Annotated in this window: 9 protein-coding genes; 6 read left to right on the top strand and 3 right to left on the bottom strand. The window is 70.2% G+C overall.

Translation table 11 applies throughout. The annotated features are described in order from the left end of the window. Positions 1-333: 333 nt before the first annotated feature. From AB0J90_RS13410 to AB0J90_RS13385, 6 genes are all read left to right on the top strand, one after another. Positions 334-1,698 (top strand): pectate lyase, encoded by a 1,365-nt coding sequence (locus AB0J90_RS13410; protein WP_363595454.1) that lies wholly within the window; start codon positions 334-336, stop codon positions 1,696-1,698. 144 nt (positions 1,699-1,842) lie between these two features. After that, positions 1,843-3,669 (top strand): right-handed parallel beta-helix repeat-containing protein, encoded by a 1,827-nt coding sequence (locus AB0J90_RS13405; protein WP_363595452.1) that lies wholly within the window; start codon positions 1,843-1,845, stop codon positions 3,667-3,669. A gap of 50 nt (positions 3,670-3,719) precedes the next feature. Further along, complete coding sequence (locus AB0J90_RS13400; protein WP_363595450.1) at positions 3,720-5,303, top strand: polysaccharide lyase family 1 protein; 1,584 nt, start codon at positions 3,720-3,722, stop codon at positions 5,301-5,303. A 145-nt stretch (positions 5,304-5,448) separates the two neighbouring features. After that, the gene (locus tag AB0J90_RS13395; protein WP_363595448.1) at positions 5,449-5,874 is read left to right on the top strand and encodes a hypothetical protein; all 426 of its coding nucleotides are present in this window, start codon (positions 5,449-5,451) and stop codon (positions 5,872-5,874) included. A gap of 123 nt (positions 5,875-5,997) precedes the next feature. Continuing rightward, the gene (locus AB0J90_RS13390; protein ID WP_363595446.1) at positions 5,998-6,648 is read left to right on the top strand and encodes a TetR family transcriptional regulator; all 651 of its coding nucleotides are present in this window, start codon (positions 5,998-6,000) and stop codon (positions 6,646-6,648) included. A 235-nt stretch (positions 6,649-6,883) separates the two neighbouring features. Beyond that, a complete protein-coding gene (locus AB0J90_RS13385) occupies positions 6,884-7,900 on the top strand; it encodes an aldo/keto reductase (protein ID WP_363595444.1) in 1,017 nt (338 codons plus the stop codon). 91 nt (positions 7,901-7,991) lie between these two features. Here the strand turns inward: AB0J90_RS13385 and AB0J90_RS13380 are convergent, their stop codons facing one another. The 3 genes from AB0J90_RS13380 to AB0J90_RS13370 form a co-directional block, all read right to left on the bottom strand. After that, a complete protein-coding gene (locus AB0J90_RS13380) occupies positions 7,992-8,723 on the bottom strand; it encodes an NPP1 family protein (RefSeq protein ID WP_363595442.1) in 732 nt (243 codons plus the stop codon). 349 nt (positions 8,724-9,072) lie between these two features. Continuing rightward, on the bottom strand, positions 9,073-11,532 hold the full coding sequence (locus AB0J90_RS13375) for a hypothetical protein (protein WP_363595440.1): 2,460 nt from the start codon (positions 11,530-11,532) through the stop codon (positions 9,073-9,075). A 28-nt stretch (positions 11,533-11,560) separates the two neighbouring features. Further along, complete coding sequence (locus AB0J90_RS13370; RefSeq protein WP_363595438.1) at positions 11,561-24,697, bottom strand: hemopexin repeat-containing protein; 13,137 nt, start codon at positions 24,695-24,697, stop codon at positions 11,561-11,563. Positions 24,698-25,247: the final 550 nt, after the last annotated feature.

Genomic DNA, 25,247 nt, shown 5'->3' with positions numbered 1-25,247 from the left:
CTCCCTTCGTACGCGATCGCAATATTTGCATGGATCGTCCTCTGGCTGGGCGGCCCGGCCTGCGCGGTCGCGGCACGTGCATCACGGCTGAGCGGGCCCTGCCTTCGTTGACGCGCGACCCGGCCCCCGGATAACAGCATTCGAGGGTTGGCCGCGCAGGGCGCGAAGATTTCCGACGTGATCTAGCAAGGACCCCAGGAACGCGCTTTCCTGTGGGAGTTCCCGACGTCACCGATCCGGTGGCGACTGCCCTCGGGTGCGCAGCGCCGTGCGCCACACGTGTGTGGACCCCACCCCACTCCACGCCACCCGTCCCAACCCTGGAGGTTCGTCATGTTCTCTCGTCCCTCGGCCCGCCGACGATGGGGTCGGTGGTCGCTGGTCACCGGCGCGGTCGCGGCGCTGATCGCCGGCACCATCGGCTTCAGCCACACGGCGCAGGCCGCCACCGTGTTCGGCGACAACTTCGAGGACGGCAACACCAGCGACTGGTCCAAGTCGGGCGGCACCTGGGCGGTTGTCGCGGACGGTTCGCAAACGGTGCGGCAGTCCAATGCCGGCAGTGAGAACGCCCGGTTCTTCAACGGTTCGACCGGCTGGACGGCCTACACCGTGCAGGCGCGGGTCAAGCCGCTGAGCCTGGGCTCCGGCGGCCACGTCGGGTTGCTCGCCCGAGCCAGCGGATCCACGACGTTCTACCGGCTGGCCCTGCTGCCCGGCAACCAGGCGCAACTGCAGGCCGTCAAGGGCAGCACGGTGACGATCATCGGCGGTGTCTCCCGTACGGTCGCCACCGGCACCTGGTACACCCTCGCGATCGAGGTCAACGGCACGACCGTACGCGCGACCGTGGACGGGGCCCAGATCGCGCAGGGATCCAGTTCGGTGTCCGCCGCCGGCCGCATCGGCCTGCAGACCGTGTACGCCAGCGCCGCGTACGACGACGTGTCCGTCACGACCTCGGGCACCACCCCGCCGACGGCGAACCCGACGACGACGCCGAACAACCCGCCCACCACCTCGGCCCCGCCGCCCACGACGACCTGGCCGACGCCGACCGGCAACGCGCCGGTCAACAACGGCACGATCCAGGTAACCGGCACCTTCGACGGCGGGATGCGCCGCTACTGCTGCATCGGCGACGGCGGCCAGGGCGAGAGCCAAGATCCCGTCTTCGAACTCGCCGCCGGCGCCACCATCCAGAACGTCATCCTCGGTGCGCCCGCCGGTGACGGGATCCACTGCGAGGGCAACTGCACCATCCGCAACGTCTGGTGGGAGGACGTGGGCGAGGACGCCGCCACCTTCCGCGGCGGTACCACCTACAACGTCATCGGCGGCGGCGCCCGAGCCGCCTCGGACAAGGTGTTCCAGCACAACGGCTCCGGAACGGTGCACATCTCCGGCTTCTACGCGGAGAACATCGGCAAGCTCTACCGCGGCTGCGGCAACTGCTCCACGTCGTACCAGCGGCACGTCGTCATGGACAACGTCACGGTACGCAACGCCGACGCGGTCGCCGGCATCAACACCAACTGGGGTGACACCGCGCGCTTCACCCGGATCACCATCTACGGCGACGCCACCGTGTGCCAGAAGTACCGCGGTGTGTCCAGCGGTAGCGAACCCGTCCTGATCGGCGAGGGCGCGGACGGCGTCAACTGCATCTACAGCAGCTCCGACATCACCTACCGCTAGCCGACGCCGGGCTGGTGGCGGTTGCCCCGCGTCCCTCATCGGGAGGGTCACCGCCACCAGCCGGCTCCGTGGACCAGGCCCGGCAGCGGGAAGTGCCTTCCTGCTGCCGTGGACCCGATGGCCGTACCGTTCGGAGGTTTTGCAATGGATCGACAGGACGTTGCGCGATCACGGCGCCGACGCTGGCAGTGGGTCGCCGCGGCGGTGGCCCTCTTCAGCGCGGTGGCGGCGATGTTCGGCCAGGTGGCATTCGCCGCCACGTTGTTCAGTGACAACTTCGAGGACGGCAACGCCGACGGGTGGTCGAAGTCCGGCGGGACCTGGGCGGTGGTGACCGACGGGTCCCGGGCGTTGCAGCAGAGCAACGTCGGCAGCGCCAACGCCCGCGAGTTCAGCGGATCGACCAGCTGGGCGGCGTACACCGTGACCGTTCGGGTGAAGCCCGGCGGCTTCGGCTCGGAAGGCCTGGTCGGCCTGCTGGCCCGGGCGAAGAGTTCGACCACGTTCTACCGGCTGGCGTTGCTGCCCGGCAACCGGGTCCAGCTCCAGGTGGTCAACAGCGGTACGGTCGCCGTCCTCGCCGAAGCCGCCCGGACCGTCTCGACCGGAACCTGGTACACCCTCGGCCTCACGGTGTCCGGCGGCAACATCACCGCCACGGTCGACGGCGCCGTGATCGGCTCGGGCACCAGCAGCGTCGCGGCCACCGGACGGATCGGCCTGCAGACCCTCTACGCGACCGCGTCGTTCGACGACGTGACGGTCGGCGACACCGGTACGACGAATCCGACCCCTACCACGGCCGGCCCGACCCCGACCCCGACCCGTACGCCGACAGCACCGCCGCCGACGAGCCCGCCGCCAACGGGTTCCCTGATCGTGGCGCCGAACGGCAACGACGCCAATCCCGGGACCCTCGCGGCGCCGCTGGCCACGCTGGGACGGGCGGTCAGCCTGGCCACGCCGGGCAGCACGATCGCACTGCGGGGCGGCACGTACCAGTTCAGCACCAACGTCCAGATCACGAAGGACGGGACCGCCGCCAACCCGTACACCATCACCAGCTACAACGGCGAGAAGGTCGTCCTCGACGGGGAGAGCCTGCCACACACCCCCGCACCACTCAACGGCAGTATTCCCAACGCCGAACGCGGCCTGCTGCACATGGAAGCCGACTACTGGCGGATCCGCGACCTGGAGATCATCCATGGGCCGTACGCCATCTTCTGCCGCGACTGCAACAACAACATCTTCGATCGCCTGATCACCCGCGACAACTACGAGTCTGGCCTGCAGATCCAGGGCGCCGCCAGCTACAACCAGGTGCTCAACCTCGACAGTTACGGCAACCGTGATCCGCGCAAGAACGGGGAGAGCGCCGACGGCCTGGCGATCAAGGAGGGCGGCGGCAGCGGCAACGTCGTACGCGGCGCCCGGCTGTGGAACAACGTCGACGACGGCTTCGACGCCTGGCTGTTCACCTCACCCATCGTGATCGAGAACTCCGTGGCCTGGGGCAACGGCGTCGACCGGTGGGGCTTCCCCGACTTCGCGGGCGACGGCAACGGCTTCAAGATGGGCGGCGGCGATCCCGATCCGCCGGCCAACCACACCATTCGCAACAGCATCGCGTTCGACAACGCCCAGGGCGGCTTCATCGACAACGGCAACCCCGGTTCCATCCGGGTCGAACGCAACACCGCCTGGCGCAACGGCGACGGTGGCTTCAAGTTCGCCAACTCCACCTCCGTACTCACCGCCAACCTGGCCGTCGCCAACGGGGCCGGTGTCTCCCTCGGATCCTCGACCGGCAGCGGCAACTCCTGGGACATCAAGAGCACCTGGAGCGCGGCCGATCTCGCCAGCACCGATCCCGCCACCATCACCGGGCCACGTAACCCCGATGGCAGCATCCGCACCTCCTCGTTCCTTCGACCGACCGCCTACCCCAACCTCGGCGCGCAGATCTGAGCACGGCTTTTCGAACCACCACCCGGCCCACAAGACGAAGGTGAGACAAGATGAGACGACCAGTCGCACTGCGACTCCAGGCGGCGCTGGCCACGGCGGCCGTCGGGGCCGCGATCGTGGTGGCCCTGCCGACACCCCAGGCCTCGGCCGCGGTGGGCAGCGCCACCGGGTACGCGACGCAGAACGGCGGGACCACCGGCGGTGCGGGCGGGCAAACGGTGCGGGCCACCACGGGGACCGCCATCCACGCGGCGCTGTGTGGCCGGGCCAGTAGCAGTACCCCGATCGTCATCGAGGTCACCGGGACCATCAACCACGGCAACACCACCAAGGTGTCCGGTGACAGCTGCAACACCGCTGCCGGCGTGATCGAACTCAAGCAGATCAGCAATGTCACGATCATCGGCGTCGGCAGTGGAGCCGTCTTCGACCAGCTGGGTATCCACATCCGCGACTCCAGCAACATCATCATCCGGAACGTGACCGTACGGAACGTCAAGAAGTCGGGCTCGCCCACGTCCAACGGTGGTGACGCCATCGGCATGGAGAGCACCGTCCGCAACGTCTGGGTCGACCACGTCACCCTGGAAGCGTCGGGTGGGGAGTCGGAGGGATTCGACGGCCTGTTCGACATGAAGGACAACACCCAGTACGTGACCCTCTCCTACAGCATCCTGCGCAATTCCGGCCGTGGCGGGCTGATCGGGTCCAGTGAGAGCGACCGCTCGAACGGCTTCGTCACGTTCCACCACAACCTGTACGAGAACATCGATTCCCGTACGCCGCTGTTGCGTGGCGGAATCGCGCACATCTACAACAACTCCTACGTGAGCCTGCACGAGTCCGGCATCAACTCCCGGGCCGGTGCCCGCGCCAAGGTGGAGAACAACCACTTCAGGAACTCCAAGGACGTCCTCGGCACCTTCTACACCGACGAGGCGGGCTTCTGGCAGGTCGCCGGCAACATCTTCGACAACGTGACCTGGTCCGCCCCCGGCACGGACAACAACCCCGCCGGACCCAATCCGCAGTCCAACACCACCGTCAGCATCCCGTACTCCTACAGCCTCGACGGGGCGAGTTGCGTACCGGACGTCGTCCGTCAGACGGCGGGCGCCAACACGGGTCTGCAGGAGTCGAACGGCAGCTGCTCACCGCAGACACCGTCGCCGACTCCGACCCGCCCTACGCCGACGCCCACCACCCCGACGACCACACCGCCGGCTCCTACGCCGACCACGCCGACTCCTACGCCCACGCAGCCCAGCGGGACCAACCTCAGCATCGGGGCCGGCTCCGACGGTTCCAGCAAGGCCAGCGGGACGGGCTACGGGGACGTGCGGGACGGCAACCTGAGCACCTACTGGTCGCCGGCGGGCTCGACCGGTGACATCTCGATCAAGTGGGGTTCCGCCACCACGGTTTCCAGGATCAACATCCGGGAGGCGGCGGGCGCCGTGGGCAGCATCGGCTCCTGGCAGGTGATCAACCACGGCACCGGTGCCGTGCTGACCTCCGGCAGCGGGGCGGGTGTCATCACCTTCCCCGCGACCGCACTGAGCAAGATCACCTTCAGGATCACCAGCGCGACCGCCACGCCGAGGGTCGCCGAGTTCGAGACCTACGCCGGGTAGCGCCACTGATTGTCCGGCCGAGGGACGGGTACCGTCGGATCCGACGACCCCGTCCCTCGGCCCCGCGCCGCCTGGTGCCGGCCGGGCCCGGTGCGGTGGCGTGGTTCGGGACCACGACACATTCTGCGGCGATACGATTTTTGTCGTGACCTACCTCGGAAGTGGTGATCCGGCCCGGCGGCGGACCGATTACCGCCCGACCTGGCTGAATGAACTGGCCGATGACGTGTCGATGGAGGGTGCGGTTCTCAACGGCATAGTCCACGGCGCCGACGCCGTACGGACACTTCTGGCGTACGCCCGCACCCTGTACGAATACCAGGAGTTCGTGTACGTCGGGGACTACGGGGAGAATGGCTTCGTCGAGGACTACTCGTCCCGGATCCAGGGCCAGCCCATAGCCAACATCGCCGTGGTCTACCGCAATGAGCGGGGACAGGTGCAGCGCCTGGTCATGAACCACCGACCGCTGCCGGCCGTCCTGTTGTTCAGCCGCCTCATGGGCGAGCACTTCAAGGACACTCCCTACGCCGGGTTCTTCGCCGTCTCCTCCGCGCAGGGCAACCCGTGACAGGAGGCGCTCGCCGCCTCGGTTCCGTCCGGGCGGTGATCGCCGCCGCGGGTGCCGTCTGGGTGGGTACGGGTGTGGGCGTGACCGCCGGACGGGTGTGACGACCAACGTATCCTGGCTCGTGTGACCAGTGAGCAGGTGAGCGGAGCCCGGCGTCCGTCGACGCCCGAGCCCGTACCTCCTCGGCGTCGTGATGCCGCCGCGACTCGCGAGGCGGTCCTACGCGCGGCGCGGGAGGTCTTCGCCGAACTCGGCTACGACCAGGCCGGGATCCGTGACATCGGCGCCCGTGCCGGTGTCGATCCGCGGCTGATCGGCCGCTACTTCGGCTCCAAGGAAGGCCTGTTCGCCGAGGTCGTCGCGCTTGCCTTCGAGAAGACACTGCTGATGGGGCCGGGGCACAACGCCGAGGCGGCCCGGGCTCTGCTGGTCGACAACAGTCCCGAGCCGGCGGACGGCATGTTGATCGCCTTGCGGTCGGCGTCCAACGAGCGTGCTGCCAAGATCATGCGCGACCACCTCGAACGCAACTACCAGCGGGCGGTGACCGACGAGCTTTCCGGCCCGGACGCGGCCGGGCGGGCCGTCCTGTTGATCGCGATCTGCTCCGGGGTGCAGCTCATGCGCGACGTGCTCGGAAACACCGCCTTCACCACCGCGGACGTGGGCTCGCTGGTGCCCTACCTCGAGGCGGCGCTCGACGCCGTCTCGGCGACGCCAGAGGCCGCGAAGCGGCACGCGGCGGGACCCCTCGAACCTCCGTCGGCCCCGTAGCCCCCCAACGCGCAGGGCTCGGCCACCGTGTCGGGGAACCTCCGACCTGTCCGGTGGTGCTCGGCCCACTGTGCGTGGCGGTTTCGAGCCGCTCGTCACTATTTCCCGAATCGAATGCCTCGGACTTGCATGTCCCCAGTTGAGGACATAGCTTTGTCTTCAGTTGAGGACATCGCGTCCTCGTGGGCATCTGCCCAGGAAGCACCTATCTACCAGGAGAGGCTGGGTCCGCCCGATGTCTATCCCAGTGCGCCATCTCGGCCCGGACAAGCTGCCCGTCGGTGCCGTCGGCTACGGAGCGATGAGCTTCGCCAACCCCTACGGCCAGGCAGGCTACGACGGCGATCGGGCAGCACGAGAAATCGTCGACCGCGCGGTGGAGTTGGGCGTGACCCTGCTCGACACCGCCGACGGTTACGGCGACAGCGAGGAGATCCTCGGCAGGGCAATCGCCGGTCGGCGCGACAAGGTGGTGCTCGCCACGAAGTTCGGCATCGTCGCCGCCCCGTTCGGCGGCGCCACGGCAGAGATCAACGGGACGCGCGGCTACGTCCGCCAGGCCGTCGACCGGTCGCTGAAGCGGCTGCGTACGGACCATATCGACCTCTATTACCAGCACCGGGTCGACCCGAACACCCCGATCGAGGAGACGGTCGGCGCGATGGCCGAACTCGTCACGGAGGGGAAGGTTCGGCACCTGGGTCTGTCCGAGGCGGCGCCGGACACGCTGCGCCGGGCCGTCGCCGTACACCCGATCACGGCCCTGCAGACCGAATGGTCGCTGTGGGCCCGTGAGATCGAAGACGAGATCCTGCCGGTCTGCCGAGAACTCGGCATCAGCGTCGTGCCCTACAGCCCGCTCGGTCGCGGTGCCCTCACCGGAACCCTGACCTCCCGCGACGACCTGGGCGAGAACGACCATCGCCGAGGCATGCCGTGGTACTCCGACGAGAACATCAGCAGGAACCTGAGCACCCTGGACGTCGTCCGGCGGATCGCCGCGCAGCACGCGGCCACGCCCGGTCAGGTGGCGCTGGCCTGGCTGCTCGCCAAGGCGCCGGACGTGGTGCCGATTCCCGGCACCCGCCGGGTCACCTACCTTGAGGAGAACACCGCCGCCGCCGACCTGACGCTGACCCCCGAGGAGTTGGCGACCCTGGACGTCATCCGGGTGACCGGTGACCGGGAGGGCGCCTCCGCCCGAGCGGCCCGGAACTGGTTCGACGGTCTCACCCCGCCCCTCAAGGCCTGAACCGTCGTCCGGGGCGATCGGTCACCGGCACCCCGTGCCGTACGCGCGGAGGACCGCCGCCGCAACGGCGGTCCTCCGGTAGCGGCCAGGTTCAGCCCTGCGGGTTGAACGGGATCTCGGCGGGCTTGGACACGTTCAGCAGGTACTCGAACGAACCGTCCTTGATCTTGATGCTCGCGGAGCCGAAGTTCGCGTTCATCAGCCTGTCTCGCAACTGCGTGCTGGGCCACCCGTTCCAGTCCACGATGGGCGGCTGACGCCAGTTGTGGTAGTGGTTCTCCGGCGGGTCGTCGTTGCCGTTGGCGAGCCGGAAGAAGTGCGTCGACGCGCCGTCCTTGTGGTAGACGACCTTGGGGTGCGATCCGTCGAATCGCACCTGCGAGCGCGGGTAGGTCCGCTGGCTGCTGTGCTGCGTGGTGGTCACGTACTCGACCTGGTTGGACGCCTGGTTGACCCAGGAGATGACGTGCTCCCAGTCGTGCCGGTGGCCGCCGAGGCCGCTGCCGTGCACCGCCTGGTCCTTCTCGAAGTAGCTGGCGTAGACGATCGCGCACCACCCGTTGTTGCACTTCGACCGGGCGTACGTCTGCGAGTTGTCCAGGTCGGACTGGTCCCGGCAGCTGCCGTTGATGGCGCCGGTGGTGTTCAGGCCGGGGTTGATCGTGCCGTCCGGGCTGATGGCCGCGACGGCGTAACAACCGTCACCGTCGTAGTCGTAGGCGGGGGAGAACGATGCTTCGTACCCTCCGGCGTTCGCCGGCAGGTTCTGTAGCGGATCGGCGAAGGCCGGCGCCGCGGGGAGCAGGATCCCGAGGGTGGCCATCGCGGCCAGGATCCGGAGCAGGGGACGGCGATGACGCCTGACGAACGTGCCGGGGGACCGGGCCGTGGAGGGCCTCGGCGGCGCAGCTGACGGGGGTGACACAGGTTCCATTGCTCGCCTCTCCTGGAATCGACGCGCCCCGGTCGGTTGACCCGCCGACGCGTGATCACCTGTATTTCACGAAGTGGACCTGGGGTCAATGTCCAGATAAGAGAAGAAAGCATGAACTGCGGGCATGGAACCTCCCGCGGCCACCGGGCCGGCCGGGCGCGCGACGTACGCCGCCCGGCCGACAACCACGATCAATGCGTCTCCGCTGCCTCCTTGCGTGTCTCCGGCCGGACCGTGGTCACCTGGCCGTTGCCTTGGCGAGTTTCGCGGCCTGCTTGGTGACCCGGCTGTGTTCGGTCGACCTGACGCCGACGATGGTGCTCACGACATCGCGCGGCGCCCCCTTGCGCAGTGCGATCGCCTGGCCCTGCAGTCGGCGTACGGTGGCCTCGGCGGTCTTGCGGAGGTTGTCCTTCGTCCCCCAGTCCTCCTTCGCGAGCGCACTCGCGGCATCCTCCAGCGCCTGTACGGCTTTGGCCCGGTTCGTCGGGTCGGCGAGATCGTCCTGGATGAGCCCGGCGGCGTCGTTGAGCGAATCGCCGTCGAAGTTCTTGCTCTTCGGCCCGCCGGAACGCTCGCCGTGACCGCTGCGGTCGCCCGCGTCGAGGGTGGCGAACGGCAACAGGTTGCGGAAGCTGAGGAAAGCGGTGGCGGCCCGGGCCACGTCGGTGGCGCTGAGCACCGCCGCCGCCTGGGTGAAGATGTCCAGCAGTTGGCCGCCCTCCAGTTGGTCGGCGGGCAGCAGCCGGTCCAGCTTCATCACCTCCGACCCGAGGTCGCGCAGCGTCTCCTTGGACAGCGCCTCGAGCGCCGCCGCCTCACCCTTCGCGCCGGCGACCATCGCCTTGAGCGCATCGACCTCCACGGTCCACGCCGTGGTGTGCGAGCCCATGCCCGCGACACCGGTCGGCGCGGCAGCCCGACCGTTGACCGACAGCGGATCGGCGGCGCTGCTGTCGTACGTGACGACCAGGTCCTCGTTCGAGGAGTCGTTGATCCAGCTGTTCCGCGTTGCCGGCGTCGGGATGGAGTCGATCTCGGCGTACCGGTCGGCGACCGCCCGGGTCAGCTCGATCATCGGAGGGGTGCCGGTCGCCTTCGGTTCCCCGTCCTTGGGCAGCGGAGGCGGGAAGGCCTTTGCCATCTCCATGGTGAGCCGGTCGAGTGCGGCCTTGCCGGCATTGGCGGCGGCCTCGGCGTCCGTGTCGGCGGCCGGCCCGAGGAAGCCCGAGACGGTCACCGCCCGGGGGTACGAGGTGGCCACCGTCCGCTGGTGTTCGTGCAGGAGGTTGGCCAGGATGAGGGAGGCGCGGGGTACCGCGTCGCGGGCCCGTTCGACGAAGGCGTCAACCGCGGTGGCCGCCTCGTTCATCGCCGGTCCGAGGGCGATCCGCCCCTTGACGATGCTTTTCTGCCGGGTGCTCAGTCGGGCCTGGTTGTCGCTCCAGAGCAGGTTGGCGCTGCCCCTGATCTTCAGCGCCGCACGCATGATCGCCGGTTCCGTGGTGGACAGCCGGAGTTCCTCGGCGAGCTTCTCGATCGCCCGGGCCTCGTCCTGCGCCTGGGAGCCACCGGAGTGTCTGGTCATCTCCGCGTCGAGCCGGACCCACAGCGCCTTGAGCTTGTCGTGGTCGGCCTTCACGGTGTCGACCAGGGTGGGGTTGAGCACCAGCCAGGCGTCCGACTCCCGGAGCGCGGCGTCGAACGCGAACATGCCCCACAGGTCGTCACGCAGGCTCTTCGCCTGGTCGGGGTCGGTCGCCAAGGTCGCGCCCGACAACGGCCCGGCGCCCTCGACGGCGAGGATCCGCTTACGTTTCGCCGATTCCGCCGACCCCTTCGATCCCCGCTCCGATGCCGCGGGCACCGTGGCGAACGGGAGGTAGTTGAGGTAGGCGAGGTGGTGGGCGATCGCCTGTTGGAGCGCGGTGGCCGCCGCCCTGTCGTCGCCGCTCTCGGCCGCCGACGTCGCCTTGTCGAGTTGGGCCGTCGTCTGCCAGGCCCAGTGTTCGAGCGGGCCGACGCGCCGGTCCCGGTCGGGCAGCATGTCGAGCAGCCGCATGCCGGCCGAGTCCGGGTCGGCCATCCACGCCTCGGCGTGCTCCTGCGCCGTCCGGAGCACCTCGACCGCCTCGTCGACCGGAAGGCCGTGCACGCTGGCCCGTACGGCGTCGACCAGGGCCGACCAGGCGACCGTGTGGTCGCCCATCGGGCCCCCGAACGGGGAGGGGGTGCGCTGCTGGGAACTGATCAACAGGTTCTTGACGTTGCCGTCGTCGTCGAGTACGACCAGCGGCTTCATCCGTACGGTCGCCATCGCGGGCAGGTCGTGGTGCGGTCGCGGCGTCAGGGACGCGTCCGGCAGATCCTCCACGTCGGACTCGTCGCCGGAACGGTCGAGGCCGGAGGGTGCCCGGGTGAGCGTCAGGGTCTTCGATCGTTTGGTCGGCTGTGACGAGGAATCCGACCCGGTATCGGTGTCGCTGTCGGAGAGGTCGACGCCGGACAGGGACAGGGACAGGGACAGGTCGGAGGTCAGCGATCGGTTCAACCGGGTGGGGGTGCTCGTCCGGCGCAGCGTACCGCCGGTGTCCATCAGGTCGGGCTTGCGGGCGGAGCCCGAATCGCTGTCCTTCAGCGGGGTACGGCTGGGGGTCTTGCGCTTGCCCTTGGTGGTCGTATTCCGTTTCAGGGGCACCGCCGTCTCCTCTCGGATCGGTCCGCGCTCAGGCGGTGGCTCGGTAATTGACGATGAGGACGAGGTTGGCCAGTCCCGTGCGGTCGCCGTCCACGGCGAGGCTCAGCCCCGACCCGTCGGCGGGCAGCGTGAGGCCGGGCGTCGGCAGCAGCCGCCCGTCGGCCAGCGGCAGGTTGCGGTTGTCGTTGAGCAGGAACCGGGCGCCGCCGCCCTCCTCGTAGGTGTAGGCCGCGTAGATGCCGGTGACCTGCCGGCCGGACATGCCCGGGAACCAGTCCGGGGTGAGCGGGAGGATCATCCACCGGTCCTCGCCGGTGAGGAACCGTTCCCACTCCTGCGGGAACTCCGTGGCGACGTCGAGGTAACGCGACGCCGGGTACGGCTTGAGCAAACCCCGCACCGCGCTGGTGAAGACCTCGCCGCCGTTGTCGGCCGTGTACCGCACGGTGAGCTCGACGTCGCCCGGCTCCTGCGGCGTACGCCCGCCGGTCAGCGTCAACCGCCAGGTGGAGACGGCGCCCGTACCCTCGAACGGCAGGTACCGGTCGTCGTCGTAACGCAGCTCGAACAGCCCGTTGTTGTCGTAGCCCTCCGGCACATCCGACAGCGCTATCTGCTGGTCGGCGCGCCAGTCGAAACGCAGCGACGCCGGTGGCGTGCCCTGCGGGTCGAGCAGATGCTTGACCGCTCGGGGATCAGGTTCGAGGACGGTCTTGTGCCCGGTCTGGGTCAGCACCGCGTTGTGCCGGGTCACCGACCCCTCGGCGTCGGTGAAGGTGACGGCGACGGTACGGAGCTGACGCCGGTAGTGCCCGGGGAAGTCGCGGTCGAAGAGCTCCTCGGTGAGCGCGAACTCGCACACCCCCTCGGTGCGTAGGCGAAGCAGTGCCACCGCGTCGAGATCGCGCAACGACACCCGCTTGGTGATCTCCATGCCCCGGCTGTGGCTGTCCGCGTACGCCTTGCCCAGCCGGTCCAGGTCGAGCGTGAGGCTCTCCCCGGCGAGCAGGCCGTTGCGTCGGTTCTCCCAGTACGCGGCCTTGACGTACGCCACCGCGCTCTCGGGCACGCCACGCTCGAACTGGAAGGCGCGTTCGGCCGACCGGGCGGTCTCCTCGGCCAGCCCGTACGCCTGGAAGTACAGGGCACCGAGGCGGGTGGCGGTCCACTGGTACAACTCGGCGCCGGTGAACTTGTCCCGCAGGAACGCGGCGACCTCCTCCTGGTGGGCGGTCTGCCGACCCAGGATCTCCAGTTCGCGCTGGATCACGGCGAGCTGGTACTCGGCGGCGGCGACCTCCGGCTCCAGTTGGGCCAGGTCGTTGCGGGCCATGTCGAGCTGGAACTGCCAGTCCTGCTGGGCCTGCTCCTGGTCGGAACGTACGCCCAGCAGCTCGCCGACGACGCTGAGCCCTTCGCCGAGCGACTCGGCGATCTCGGCCGCGTTCTCCAGCGAGTCGCCGACCTGCTTGCCGCCGTACTCCGTGCCGAGGATGAACGGGCCGACGAGGACCTGCGGGGTGGCGTGGGCGACGGAGGCGTAGATCTTCAGGCCGCTGGCGACCATGTGCGCGGTCGCGGCCGCCGCCATCGAGGTGAGCTGGGCGATCTGCAGCGCCGACAGCCCGTCGTCGAGCACCTTCTCGTAGTGGGCGATCCGGGCCAGGGCGGAGTCGCGGGCGGCCCGGGCGGCACGCAGTCCCGCCTCGGCGGCGCCGACCTGCGCCTCACGGGCCCCTCGGGTGAGGGTGAGGATCTCCCCCTCCTGCCGGGTCTGCAACAGGTTGAGCTGCTCGGCGTCGCGTCGGTCCAGGGCGCCCAGCAGGTCCTGCCCGAACTGGCGCAGCCGGTCGGCCAGTTCCTGCGCCCGGCGGAACACGACCGCGAAACGCTGGTGCGGTACGGGCACTGCGGTGCCGTGTAACGCCGCCTCCACCCCGACCCCGGAGGCGACGCTGCGGACCAGTAGCGCCGGGTCGATCGGCGGCGCGAACAGCGGCACCGGCCGGCTGATCCCCATGATGTCCAGCGAGAGCCGGATCTTGCGGAGGCGGTCCGCCACCAGGTCCCAGTAGTCGCCGAGGGCGGTGTTGCCGGGCACGTGGAAGTAGGGATCGGCGACGCTGGCGTGCACCGCTCCGGCGCCGTCGAGCATCGCCCCACCGGCGGTCAGCGCGGCCAGCGGCCCCTCCGGCGACCAGTGGCCGTCGAGCGTGCCGTAGCTGCGGGCCGGCGTCAGCGGCCGGGGACCGGCCACGTCCGGGCGTACGCCGAGCAGGTCGTGGGCGAGGATGTACAGCATCCGCGCCTCGTCGATGCTCTCCGGCGTGTACTGGCGGAACAGCAGGTCCGCCCAGTCGAGCAGGTTGTCGATGTAGCCCATGACGGTGGCCCGCCGATAGGCGATCGGGCGCAGCTCGGCGATGGCGTGCGGGTCGAACGGATCGTCGCGGTAGGCGTCGAGCATCCGACCCCGGTCGCCCATCAGGTCGTACTGGCGTTGGAGTTCCTTCGCCACCGCCAGCGCCTCGTTCAACGGGGTGAGATCGTCAGGGGAGGGCAGGCCGGGCGGCGGCGTCACGGTCACCGCGGCCACCTCGGCCAGCGCCCGCCGGTCGGCGGCGGTCAGCTCGCGTACGCCGTGGAACACCGGCGCCACCGACCGGAGCGTCTCCAGCGTCGCAGCGAGCCGCCCCTCCAGCGCACCGGTGTCGGCGCCGATGCGCCCCAGTTCGGCCAGCGCCCCGGTGATGTCGTCGGCGAGCGCGACCGGATCCACGGCGAGGAAGGGCAGGAACCGCCAGTACCGGTCCGGCCGGGTCGGGTCGAAGACGTACTCGTACCAGACCCGCGCGTCCTCGAACCGCTGGGCGCCATTCAGGGCCTGTGCGATGAGCAGCGGGGCGTGGAAGAAGATCTCCCAGTAGTAGATGCCGTTGGCGCTCTGGAAGTCCAGGTGCGCGCTGCCGGGCAGCCAGGCCGGGTTGACCCTGCCCGGCCGGACCCGCACGGTCGTCGCGTCGGACAGGTCGGTACGGAACGCCGGCAGCTCGTCGGTTTCCTGGGTGGCGGTGTCCAACAGTGCCGCCACTCCGCCGGCCAGCAGCCGCTGGTTCAGTTTGTACGCGGTGCTCGTGGTCAGCCGGACGATCTCGTGCTGCAGGGAGGCGAACTCGTACGGCCGGGTCACGGTCGCCGAGCGCGGATAGGTGACGTAGGTGGTGTCGAGGAACAGGAAGAGGTCGGTCGCCGTGTCGAGGGCACCGGTGATCCCGGTCGGCAGGTCGCCCCAGTGGCCGGCGATCCGGGTAAAGGCACCGGGCGCGTCGAGTTCCCGACCGGCGGGTACCACGGCGTAGACGTCGCCGCTGAAGGCGTACCTGCGGTCGCCCTGCTGGAAGATCGCGTCGAGCGGACGCGCCAGCACACGCGGGTAGCCGTCGTCGACCAGTTCGGGAATCGTGCCGTCGGCGCCGAGCGTGTAGCGGACGTACTCGGTGCCGTTGGTGAGGTAGAGCCGGCCGCCGTCGACGTAGCCGGCGTCGACCGACCACCAGCGGGCGAGCAGGTCGACCTGCGGCGGCGGTTCCAGCGTGCCCTTGCCAGGCTTGTGACCCGCCTTGACCGCGCCCTCCAGGAAGGACGCGCCGAGCTTGCCGAGCAGTCCACCGGCGAACCGGGTCAGCAGCGCGACCCGATCGGCCTCCGGCAGCACGCCGGCCTCCCAGCCCCGGTCGACAGGGCGCAGGGTGTTGAGGTCGGTGGAGCTCACCCAGCCCTTCAGCTCGGCGGAGAAGAAGTACTCGACGCCGTTGGTGCCGGTGTACGCGTAGTCCACCTTGTTCCAGCGCGGCAGCCGCTCGGTGTTCGTCTGCAGGTCCCTGGGATATCCGGCGTCGGCCGGGGCGGTGAGACCGTTGGAGTAGCGCAGGTACTGGTTGGCGGAGAAGACGAAGACCTGCTCGCCGCGGGTGAGCCCCGCGTCGACCACGCCGCTTCGGGTGATCGGCCGTCCGGTCCGGCCCCAGCGACCCGAGATGGGCGAACTGGGTCCGGAGCGGCTGCGGCCGGGGCGGATCAGGACGTACTTCTGGGTGGTGTTGTCGAAGAAGTAGCGGGAACCGTCGGGCAGCTCCACGGCCGCGTCGATCCGGTCCCAGGCGGGCAGGATCTCGGCGCTGCCCCGGATCGGCGCCGGTGTCGGCGGCTCGGCCGGCGCCGGCACGACCGGCCGGCAGAGGAAGCTGCCGCCCTTGTGGTCGACGCTGAACCAGGCACCCTCGGTGAACGACGCGGGGGAGCTGAACCAGACCACGCCGAACGGGTCGACGCCGCCGGGCTCGTCGAGGATCAGGCTGAGGTCACCGGTACGGGTCGGCTCGCTCGGGATCCCCTCGACCGGGACGGTGTACAGCTCGGGAGTGAGCGCGTACGCCGCCCCGGTGATCTCACCGCCCCCGGTCGTCGCGGTGTAGGTCACCACGATCGCCTGGTGGTCGCCCGACCCCGACTGGCCGGGCAGCGGCCCGGAGCGGACCGACAGGACCGCGTTGCTCAGTCCGTCCGGGCGCGGCGCGCCGGTGGCGAGGACCTGCGCCGGCACCCACTCCTGGTTCAGGTTCCGGAACGAGAAGTAGATCTTGACGCTCTGCTGTACGTCCGGCGCGCTGACCTGCTGGGTGTCGCCGGTCTTCTTCGCGATGATGGTGGTGGAACCGGTGCCGTCCGGGGTGGCCGTCTCGATCGTCGCCCAGAAGACGAACACCCGGTCGAACGCGTGCACCGGGTAGACCTTCTCGGCGTCGATCTGTACGTCGACCTTCAGCCACGGCCCCCAGGTGGCGGAGAGCCGGTCCCCGTCACGGAACGTCGCGCCCCGGTAGTAGTAGCGCCGGGGGCTGGTCCGGGTCCGTCCGAACAGGACCAGTGAACGGCTGCCCTCGGCCGCGTCCCGCGCCGCGTAGACGTAACCACCCGCGATCGCGAGCCGGGACACCTCGGTGTACTCGTCGAGGTAACGCTTGTACGCCGCCTGCGCGGCGGCGGTGGTGACGCCGGCCTGCAGCAGGTCGCTCTCCAACTGGAGGAACGCCGGTGTCTTGGTGTCGCGCAGCTCGGGCCGAAGGTAGTTCTCCGGGTAGAGGAAGACCTTCCGGTTCGCCTCCCAGGTCCGGTAGTTCTTCATCCAGGCCCACCACCGCTTGACCCGCAGCCGGGCCTCGTCCTCACCACGGCGGGTCGGCGTACCCACCGGCTCCAGGTCGAGCAGGTAGCGATGCAGGTAGAGCTGCGCGGCGGCGATCGCCTCCCGTACCCGGGAGGTGGTGCCCTGCGCGCCCATGTCGACGTCGATCAGCAGCCGCTCGAACAGCGCGCCGGGGGTCGGCGCCGACACCGGGGCGAGCACCGCCGAGGCGAGCGCGTTCCGGCGTACCTCCGCCAGTTCGTCGTGCAGCCGGTCGGTGAGCACCGCGAGGTCGGTCGCGGGCAGCGTCTCGGCGAGCAGGCCGTGCAGCGCGACGACCGCCTGGTCCAGCGCGGCGGCGCGTTCCGGTCCGCCGACGGCAGCGGCCAGGCCGTGGACCTGCGACCAGATGTCGGTGTGCAGGCGGGACGGACCGGTGCCCAAGCGGCGGGCGAGCGCGAACAACTCGCCCAGCTTCAGCACCAGCTCCAGTTCGAAGTGGTCCTCCTCGCCGGGCGCGGCGGGCAGGAAGCCACCGTGCCGCTTCACCCACCGGATCTCGTCGACGTCCCAGCCCAGCAACTCGGCGAGCCGCTGGTACGGGTCCTCCACCGCCGGACCGGCGGCGAGTACGGCGGCCAGGCTGCCGTCGCCGCTCGTGTGCGCCAGCCGCGCGAACCGGGCGATCGTGTGTACGTCACCGAGCCGGTAGTCGGCCGCTTCCGAGAACCGGTGCCGGATCTCCTGCGGGAAGGTACGGTCGACCGCCTCGTACCAGCCGGTCGAGTAGCGGACGTACTCGTCGCCCCTGAGCAGGTAGGTGGCGTCGTCGAGGCTGAACGCGCCGTCGATGCCGGCCTCGAACGCGGCGGGCAGGTCACCCCAGTCGTCCCTGATCGTGCGCGGGTGGCCCGGGTCCACGTACCGCAGGTCGGTGCCGCTGTAGCGGACGAACTGGCCGCCGCGGAAGGCGTACAGGGCGCCGTCGGGGGCGACGAAGGCGGCGTCGACCGGTGTTCCGGGCGCTTCGAACTCGTTGCGTACCCGGCCCCACAGTTCGGCGGCCGGTCGCACGACCGGGGTGGCGGCGTCGGCGCGCAGGTAGTCGGCACCCCGGAAGAGGTGTACGCCGCCGTCGACGTCCCGGAACGCGGCGTCGACACCGTCCCGGAACTGCACCGGCAATTCCACCAGCCCCGGCCGACCGGGCTGGCTGAACTCCTCGGTGAGGGAGGACTCGATGGTCCGCGGGTAGCCCTCGTCGACGAGGGTGTAATCGGTGCCGCTGTAGCGCACGTACTGGTCGCCGGAGAACAGGTACGTCTGCGTCCCGACCACCATCGCCGCGTCGACCTTGCCGGTGTCGACGACGGTGTTGCGGACCCGGCCGAGCGCGGCCAGTTCGTACGTCGCGTACGCGGACCGGGACACCACCTGGCAGCCGCCCCCGGCGAACAGGTAGACGTGCCGACCGTTCGCCACCACCGCGTCCACACCCCGTGCCGCCGGGGTGTCCTCGAAGGACTCCGGTAGGTTGCGGAACGCCTCCTCGGTGCGCAGGTTCGCGGCGATCGGCCGGGGGTAGCCCGGATCGGCGTCCCGGTAGTCGGTGCCGGTGTAGCGGGCGTACCGGTCGCCGCTGAACAGGAACGTGGCCCCGCCGACCGGGTCCACCACGGCGGCGTCGACCCGCTCGAACGCGGGCAGGCCCCAGGCCGTACGCACCTCGACCGGGGCGGTGAAGGCACGGTCGGTGTACCGGGTGTACCGCTCGCCGAAGAAGAAGTGGGCGACGCCGTCACGGCCGACGAACACGGTCCGTAGGGTTTCGTCCGGCTCCAGGTCACGGCCGTACCCACGCCACAGCAGGCCGATCGGCTGCGGCGCGGACCAGGCTCCGGTCGGGCCGGTGCGCTGCACGTAGCGCTCGCCGCGCAGCAGCAGCATGGTGTCGCCCTCGACGACCACGGCGGCGGGCGGGCCGAAGCCCGCTCCGGCCGCCCAGAAGCCGGCGTCGGCGGTGCCCGGTTCCCCGTCGGGTGTCGTGTAGTCCGTGCCGGAGTAGGTCAGGTAACGCATCCGACCGCTGTGGTCGGCCGGCTCGAACAGGTAGGTCGTGCCGTCGTACACGTAGGCGAGGGCCACCGAACTCAGGCCACCCCAGTGGTCCGCGACCGGTCGCGGACCGCCGTCCGGCTCCCGCGTGGGGTAACCCGCCCCGGCGTACGTGACGAACTGGTCGCCGCTGAACAGGTAGGTCTTGCCGTCCCGGCCCACGAGGACCGCGTCGACCACACCGTCGCGGGTGACGTTGTCGCGCGGCAACCCCCACGTCTCGGCGATCGGGTAGTCGCGGCGCAGCCGTACGTCGTAACAGCCGGTGCCCTTGAACAGGTAGGTGGCGCCGTCCGGCGCGGCGAGTACGGCGTCCAGGCCGGTCGCGAAGCCTTCCGGCACCCCGCGCAGGGTACGGGGACGGACCGGGACCGAGGTCGGAACCTTCGCCTCGACCGCACCGAGCCGGTGCCAGTCGTCGCCCTCTCCGACCAGCAGCGCACCGTCCTCGACGAAACCACAGCCCACGTCCGCCGGTCCGGCGTACTGGCGGTAGAGCACGTCGGAGACGACGTGGCAGCGGGCTCCCTCGAACAGGTAGACGTTGCCCCGGTCGGCGAAGGCCGCGTCGACCCGGGTCAGGGCGACCGGCAGCTTGCCGAGCCGTGGCTCTCCGGCGAGCGCGCTCAGCGGCCGGGGGTAACCGTCCTGCACCGTCGTGTAGGCACTGCCCTCGTAGCGGACGTACTGGTCGCCGGAGAAGAGGTAGGTGTAGGCGCGGGTGACGTCGACGCCGTCGACGGTCTCGACCACGTCCATCACCAGGGTGGCGTCCACCCGCCCGGTCCGGGCCAGGTTGTTCGGCACCCGCCCCCAGGCGGTCGCGACCGTCGCCGGGTAGCGGTCGTCGACCCGGGTGTAGTCGGCCGTGGAGTATCGGACGTGACGGTCGCCGGAGAAGACGTACGTGCGGCCGTCTCGGCCCAGGAACGCGGCGTCGACCCGGTCGAACGGGATGCTGTCCCAGTGTTCCCGCAGCGTGCGGGGTTCGGACCACCAGCGCCGCCGGGCGTCGAAGACCACGAACCGGTCGCCGACGAACAGGTACGTCAGCCCGTCCCGCCCGGTCAGCACCGCGTCCACGTCGGCGAGGCCGGCGCCGAGCGCGGCCGGCAGGTTCCACCAGCCGTCGCTGAGCGGACGGGGGTAGCCGGCGTCGGGGGTCGCGTAGTCCCGGGTGGAGTAGCGCACATAGTACGGGGTGTCGTCGTCGCTGGCGACGGTGAGCCGGTCCGGCCTGGTCCGTACGGTGAACCGGGCACCGCGCTCGTCGGTCAGCCGCCACACCAGCGGCGTCCCGGTCGCGTCCACCCGGGCGTCGGCGGCGAAGGACACACCGTGGTCGGCGAACCGGCGGCGCAGCAGCGGCGACAGCCGACCACTGTCGAGCCCGGACCGCCAGTCCGCGGGTACGTCGAACAGGTCGCCCGCCGCCCCGAAGAGGTACGTTCGCCCGTCCAGCACGAACGACGTGCCCACCCTGCGCAATCCTCCCCAGTCCCCGGCGATGCTCCGGGGGTAGCCGAGGTCCGCCATGGCGTAGTCGGGGCCCGAGTAGCGCAGGTAACGCCCGCCGCTGAACAGGTAGGTGTGCCCGTCCAGGCCGGTGAAGGCGGCATCGACCGTCCCGTTCACCAGCACCGGCCCGAGCACACCCCAGCGCTGCGCCGTCGGCACCGGTTGGGTGTCCCGCCCGAGTGCCACGGTCCGGTCGCCCTTGAACAGGTTCGTCACGCCGGCCGCGTCGACGAACGCCGCGTCCAGACCGCTGTCGAACCCCGCCGGTACGCCGGGGAAGTGCGAGGCGATCCGCCGGGGATAGCCGTCGTCGGCGCGCAGCCCGTCGTTCTCCAGCCCGTCGCGGTGCCTGACCACCAGGTCGCCGGCGAGCAGGTAGGTGGCCGAACCGTCGGTGTAGGCGGCGTCGACCCGGTCGGCGAACGGCGCCGCGGTGTGTCCCCACACCTCGGCGATCGGGCGGGCCTCGATCTCGCTTGCGCCCGAGGTGCCGATCGTCAGGGTGTGGTCACCGGAGAAGAGGTGCACCCGCCCGTCGCGGTCGTGGAACGCGGCGTCGATAGCGTCGGTGAACGGCGCCGGCAGTTCGGCCTCACCCGCCCACCACTCGGTCACGGGGCGGGGAAAGCCCTCGTCGACGACGGAGTGGTCGGCGCCCGAGTAGCGGACGTACTGGTCGCCGGAGAACAGGTACGTCCGGCCGTCCGCGTCGACGTAGGCGGCGTCGATCCGTTCCGGCGCGGCGAAGGTGTTCCGTACCGTGCCCCAGGTCTGCTCGGTCGCCACCCACCGGGTGCTGCCCGGCTGCCGTACGAAGGCACGGGAGGCGCCCGCGGTGTCCCGGCCGATGATCCATTCGGCGCCGTCCGGGCGGGTGAGCGCGGCGTCGACCCGGCTGAGCGCGCCCAGGGCGGGGGAGAGTTCGGTGAGCGCGGCGGGCAACTCGTCGAGCAGCGCCCGGCTGGCCGCGGCGTACCGGTAGTAGCCGCCGTCGACGAAGAGGTAGATGAAGCCGTCCACACCCTGCAACAGGGCGTCGAACCGGTCGACGCCGGGCGGCAGCGCCAGTGGCTCGGGGAACTTCCCCGCGAGGTCCTGGTCCCGGAACACGACCTCGACCTCGGTCGGATCGAGGTCGAGTTTTGCCGCGAGCCGGGCGAAGCCGCGGATGCGACGGTAGGTCAGCCGGGCGCGGGGGTCGTCGGTCGCCGTACCGGGAGGAACCTGTTCCGCCGGTTGCCCCAACAGCGTTTCCAGGGCGTCCACCGAGTCGCCGGCCACCGCGCGGGCGATGCCGTCGACGGTCTCCACCGGTACGCCGAACGCGTCCCGCAGTACGGCGAGCAGTTCGGCGGACTGGTCCTGGGCGTGCCCGTCGAGCGTGGCGGTGATCTCCCGGATGCCGGCGGCGAGTTCCAGCGCGATCCCGTGCAGCAGGAGGAATACGTCTTTGCTGTAGTCGCCCATCTCGGTCAGGGCGAAGTCCAGGGCGTTGCTGGCGGTTCCGAACCAGCCGATGCGTGCCAGCGGGACGGTTAGCCATTCCTCCAGGTCACCGGCTTCCACCAGGAGCCGGATCAGCCGGTCACGCTCGTCGGCGTCCAGTCCGAGGCCGGTCAGCGCCTCCGGGTCGAGCACGTACGGGCGCTCGTCGCGCTGGATCGCCGCGAGCCGGTCGACGATCATCGTCTGTTCGGCGGCCGGGAACGTCCCGGGCAGCGGCGGGAGCTGTTCTGGCGTACCGAGCAGGGGCTTGATCTCCGGCATGATCATGGCCTGGTCGAGGTAGACACCGTCGAGCGCGTTGACGATTCGGGCCGCGACCGCGGCGTCGGCGATCGGCCGGAAGTCGTCGACGGTGAACGTGCACAGCTCGGCGCGTACGGTGTCGACCTGCGCCTGCATGGCGGCCAGGATGTCCTCGCGGTAGGCGTAGAAGTCCAGCGAGATGTCCAACTCGTCGCGGCGCAGCCCGGCCAGGGCCTGCTTGTCGCGGTACTGCCCGAACTCGTCGAGGTAGCCGTTGAACCGCAGGCTGGTCAGCAGATCGGCGATCCGGCCCTCGTCGAGCGGCAGCTCGCTGAAGGTGTCCGGGCCCAGCTCGATCGGGACGGTGCGGAACCGGTCGATCCGTTCGCGCAGCGCGTCCAGCACGGCCGGCGCGACATCGTCGAGGTCGGCGTTGACCACGAAGTCAGCGACGGTGTCCCCGTCGGCGAAGCGGTCCCGGTCGACGATCTCGCCGCCCGGCTCCAGGTAGCCGTGGTGGACGAGGTTGTCGTACAACTCGTCGCGCGCGGTCTGGTCCAGGTCGGGAAGTTCCTGAAGGTCCGACGGGTAGAGGAAGGCGGCGCCGTCGTCGGCCGGATCGACGGCACCTCGCCCCAGGTCGCGGAGCAGGGTGAAGAGGTGCTCGCGCTGCTTCTCGAAGTCGCGGGCCAGCGGCGGCGGGTCCTCGGTCAGCGCGGCCCCGTCCAGCGTGCCGTCGGCCCGCAGATATCCGGCCAGCACCAGATTCGTGAAGATCTTCGTGGCCAGCCGCTCCTCCAGGCCGAGGCCGAGAAAGTCCTCCGTGGTGACCGCGCCGAGCTCGGTCACCGCGTCGTACGCCGCCACCTCGACGGCCTCGGCGTCGAGCCGCAGCAGCCGTGGATCCCGGTCGGAGACCACACCCTCGTACGACGTCAGCACCTCGTGTACGACCCGCGCGGCCCGGTCGCCGAACCGAGCCGAGACGAACAGTTCCGGGGTGAGTGCGACCTCGTCCAGCCGTGCCCGTAGGCCGGTGAGCACCGACGTCCGCTCCGACTCCTGTGCGTCGGCGGATCCCCCGGAGAGGAAGTCGGCGAGGTCGGTCGTGGTGAGGCCGCTTTCCCGTAGCCATCCGACGACCGCGGTCAGGGTCTGCGCCAGCCACAGGCTCGACGCCGCGTCCGGTGCGTCCAGGATGCGGTGGCTGTCCCGTACGGTCGGGCCGGTGTCGAGCAGGATCGGGAAGGTGGTGTGCCGCCACAGGGACGGGTCCCGGTCCAGGACCGACAGCAGCTCGAACAGTTCGTCCACCGAGATGCCGAGCGCCGTGCTCAGCCGGCTCACCCGGTGCAGCAGCGAGAGCGCACCGAGCCCGATCTCGCCCTGGTCGAACGGGCTCGGCTCCCGCGGGGTCAGCGCGTAGTGCTGGCGCAGGTCGTCGACGGCGGTCACGAGGTCCGCCTCGGCCATCGCCAGCGCGCCGGCCACCCGGCGGCGGTACTCACGGTTCGCCGGGGCCAGCAGGTCGCCGGTGCAGATCAGCTCCGTCCGTCCGGTCGGTGCGTCACCCGGCCAGGGCCAGATCAGGCTCCGCTCGACCCCCTCCGGGCCGGCGTCGAAGGTGCGACCGAACAGGTCCGGCGAGTCGCCGTCGGCGCTGATCCCGATGGTGTCCATCGGCGCCGCCAGGCTGCACACCACGTCGACGGGCAGGCTCAGTTGGTCGCGCAGCCGCAGGACGACGGCGAGAATCCGCAGTGCGTTGCCGTCGAGCCGGTTGCCGCAGCAGCTACGCAGCACCAGGTCGAGTTCGGTCAGGGTCAGCCCGATTCGGCGCGCCAGCCGGACGAACCGGCTCACCCGTTCGAACCACTCGACCGGCACACCGCCATCGCCGACCAGCCGCGTTTCGTCGGCGTCCGACGACACCGGGCTACCGCCGTGGTGGACGAAAAATGCCGACACCTCGGCCTGGCCCGGTGTCAGGCGCCCGAACAGCAGTTCGCGTACCTCGGCGGCGGTGAGATCGGTGGCCCGGCGGAAGCGGTCGAGCGTCTCCAGGTCGGCGAGCGACTCCTGCTCGGTGAGCCCGTAGTACGCCCGCACGTCGGCCTCGGTCGGCCGCGCCACGGTGATCACCTCGACCTCCTCCGGCGTCAGGCCCAGATACTCGCGAGCCACGATGTCCGGGTCGGCCGGCACGGCGAAGCGCCGGTAGAGCTCGGCCGGGGCGACGCCGAGTCGGGTCAGGTACCGACGGAGCCGCTCGTCGGCGAGGGAGAACGGCTTGTCGAACGGGAAGCGCATGGTCCGCAGCCGCTCGTACGGCTCGTCGCCGACGAGGCTTTCCAGGATCTCGTTGACGATGTCCAGGTAGGACCGCTCGGTGAGGGTGTTGTCGGCGTCGAGCAGGATGTCCTTGATGTCCGGCCGGCGGGCGAGCAGCGAGGCGCCCTCGACGTTCTCCTCCAGGAGCCGGAGCAGGTCGGCCAGGTAGGCCGCGGGGGAGTAGACCGCCCGCGACTCGTCCGCCGGCCGTAGATCCAACTCGCCGAACAGCAGCTCGTAGTTCGGCAGGGAACCATCCCTCGACATGACGTACCTTTCGTCCACGGCGTTAGCCGTCCCGGGGCGCGGGATGGCCCCGCGCAATTACAGGAATGTGCCTCGGGGCGGAGCTGTGCCGCCGTTTACCACCCGGTTGCCGCCCATGCCGATGGGGCGCCGACGAACTGCGCTCAAGCAGCTCACCTGCGCCAATGGACCGTTGGGGTGACCGGTAGGACCGGTAGGGCCAGCATGCCGACGCCGCTTCACCGTCGTCAATGGAGAGTCGGTTATCTGCGCGCCGGCTGTGACGTGCGGCGCAGGAAAGTGCGGCTGTCCCGGCAATCACGGCGATTCCCGACCCGGCGAATTCCGACAATCAGTTGGGTGCGCGCTGGGCAGGGGCGCGGCGCGCGCGGTACGGCAGGTTCGGTGACCGGGTCGGTCCGGTCGCGCGGCGGCTCCCCGTCGTCGACGCCGCACCCGGTCCGTAGAAAGTTGCCGAGCGCGCCCGAAACTTTCGGGGACTTCCGCACCTGACGGCGAGCCGAATGACGCAGTTGCGACGGTGAATGCGCCGATCAGGACGGTTATCTCG

It is taken from the genome of Micromonospora sp. NPDC049523, assembly GCF_040676775.1.
Taxonomy (GTDB): domain Bacteria; phylum Actinomycetota; class Actinomycetes; order Mycobacteriales; family Micromonosporaceae; genus Micromonospora_G.
This window is presented reverse-complemented; position numbering and strand designations above follow the sequence as displayed.